Source organism: Rhodococcus sp. NPDC003382, assembly GCF_053589135.1.
In genome coordinates this window covers 1-2,178 of sequence record NZ_JBSFRH010000107.1, presented here as the reverse complement: position 1 = coordinate 2,178, position 2,178 = coordinate 1, and the positions used below count along the sequence as shown (strand labels likewise).

Annotated in this window: 2 pseudogenes; both read right to left on the bottom strand. The window is 63.4% G+C overall.

Features of this window, described 5'->3' with window-relative positions:
• Nucleotides 1-878 (bottom strand): annotated as a pseudogene (locus ACWDUD_RS30575) (IS21 family transposase); the annotation flags it as partial.
• A 135-nt stretch (nt 879-1,013) separates the two neighbouring features.
• Nucleotides 1,014-2,026 (bottom strand): annotated as a pseudogene (locus ACWDUD_RS30570) (ABC transporter substrate-binding protein).
• Between the last annotated feature and the right edge of the window lie 152 nt (nt 2,027-2,178).

Sequence of the window (2,178 nt, the reverse complement as noted above, 5' to 3'; positions counted from 1 at the left end):
CGGGCGGCGACGGTCAGCACCGAGGCTTTGCCGTCGGCGGTGGCGCGCATCCGGGCATCGGCGCGCAGGGTGCAGAACTTGTCCACGCTCGCCTGTGCCTGCTCGGCGGTCAACTCGTCGGCCACGGACCTCCACCACCGCTGTGCTGCAGTGTGATTGGCCTTCTCGACAACGCCTTTGCGGTTCCCGGACCGTGGCGGGCAGATCGCCGGCACGACACCGTAGTACTTGGCGACGCCGGCGAAGGAGGCGGTGACCTTGCCGCTGTCCGGGTGGCAGACCGTGGCCATCCGATCGAACCGCCAAGTGCGGGTCAGGCCGCCGAGTTTGCGGCAGATCCGGTCCAGGCCGTCGATCAGATGCGGCTGGGTCATTGCCGGGGCGAGCACCCCACGCCACCGGCCGGAGTGCGCGAGCGAGCCGACGAGCAGGTAGGCGGTCTTGCCCCATCCCCAGGCCTCGGGTGGGTTCGGTAGTTCGACCCAGTCCCATTGGGTTTCCTCGCCGGGTGGGTGCTCGATGACCGCGTTCGGCCGGTCGGTCGCGCAGGCGCAGGACTCGCAGACGGGCCGGAGCTTTCGTTGTCGGATCTGGCGGGTCAGCGTCTGGTACGAGGCCGTGTAGCCGAGGTCCTCGAGTTCGTCGCACAAGGTCCGCGCCCACAGGTGCGGATCCTCGCGCAGGCGGGCCGTCACATAGGCGACGAACGGCTCGAACGGGTCCTCACCAGCGGGTTTGCGGACGCCGGGGGTGGTGGTGCCGTTCAGGTAGTTGCGGATGGTGCGCCGGTTTCGGCCGGTGTGCCGGGCGATCGCCGCGATCGTCCAGCCTCGTTTGTGCAGTGCGTGGATCTCCACGTCTTCCTCCCATGTCAACATGAGAAAGCGGGTCTCCTTCGAGTAGCCGGTGCGTGGTCAGAGACCACCAGCATCGAAGGAGACCCGCCCTCATCGGCGGAGCCACACGGGTGAGCACTTTCGGTGAGCAGGACTGAGCAGATTCAATGAGCGCCATCAATAGCCAGCGCACGTTTGTCGAATGGGGCCCCATGTGGTGATGTAGTCCATCCGATCATCGAAGTGCATCACGCGATCGCTCATTACGCTGCCAAAGTTCACCCATAGAATCGGCGCGGACCATGCTTGTTCGACCACGTACCGGTTCACCGCTTGATACCGAAGGTTGCGGTCCTCTGCTGTGAGACGGTTGTCGATTGCCCTTGCCAACAACTGATCGAACTCAGGTGTGGTTCCGCCCGGGTTCATGGCTGCGCCCCAGCGGAATTCGGACCTGACACCGAACTCGACGCCGGTCGACGGCGTATGCAGCATGCCGGCACTTTCACCCTTTCGCCACCGAGTGAGCGCCTCCACAGCATCGATGAACATAAGATTGAAGCCGATACCCACAGTCTCGAGTTGCTGCTGCATCGCTTCACCGACCGCCTTGGGGGTAGTAACCGGCATCAGAACGTCGCCGAGGTCGACCCCGTCGGCGTATCCGGCCTCGGCAAGCAGAGCCGTAGCTTTGGCTGGATCATAGGCGTACACCCCTTCGAGCCGTGGATCGTAGCCGGGTAGACCGTCACGCTGGTGCTGGTACTTGGGCGTCGAGCCTGGAAACACTGCCTGAGAAATGGTTGTACGGTCGTAAGCGTAGTTGACTGCTTGCGGACCTGGAGGGACTCGAGTGCGCCGTGTTTCGGATTCAGAAATAGATCGAGCGCCATCCCACTCGGTTCCCGGACTATCTTGATACCGCGTCGCCCTTCGACCGAGGCCAGCCGGTCTGGCCACAGCGAGATCAGGTCCACAGTACCTCCGATAACGCCGTTGATCTGAGCTTGGTAATCGGAGAATGTCCGGTGCTCGATGCGCGCCAGTCGCGCTGCCTCAGGATCCCAATAGTTGTCACGGTCACGGACCAGAATGAGAGATTCGCCCGGTTCGAAACTCTCGAGTGCGTAAGCACCCGAACCGTTGGTCTCGACCCCGGGATCGCCGTGAAGGATCAGGTCCGGGTGCATAATAAGTCCCGCCATCTGAGCAAGCTTGTATGGAACGAATGGCGTGGGAGTGGACAGCGCTAGTGCCGCACCCGTGAACCTTTGCCCCGTTGCAGCCGACACGCCGACCACTTCCGGTGTGCCGGCCACGGCATCGGTCAACCTGGTCGAGT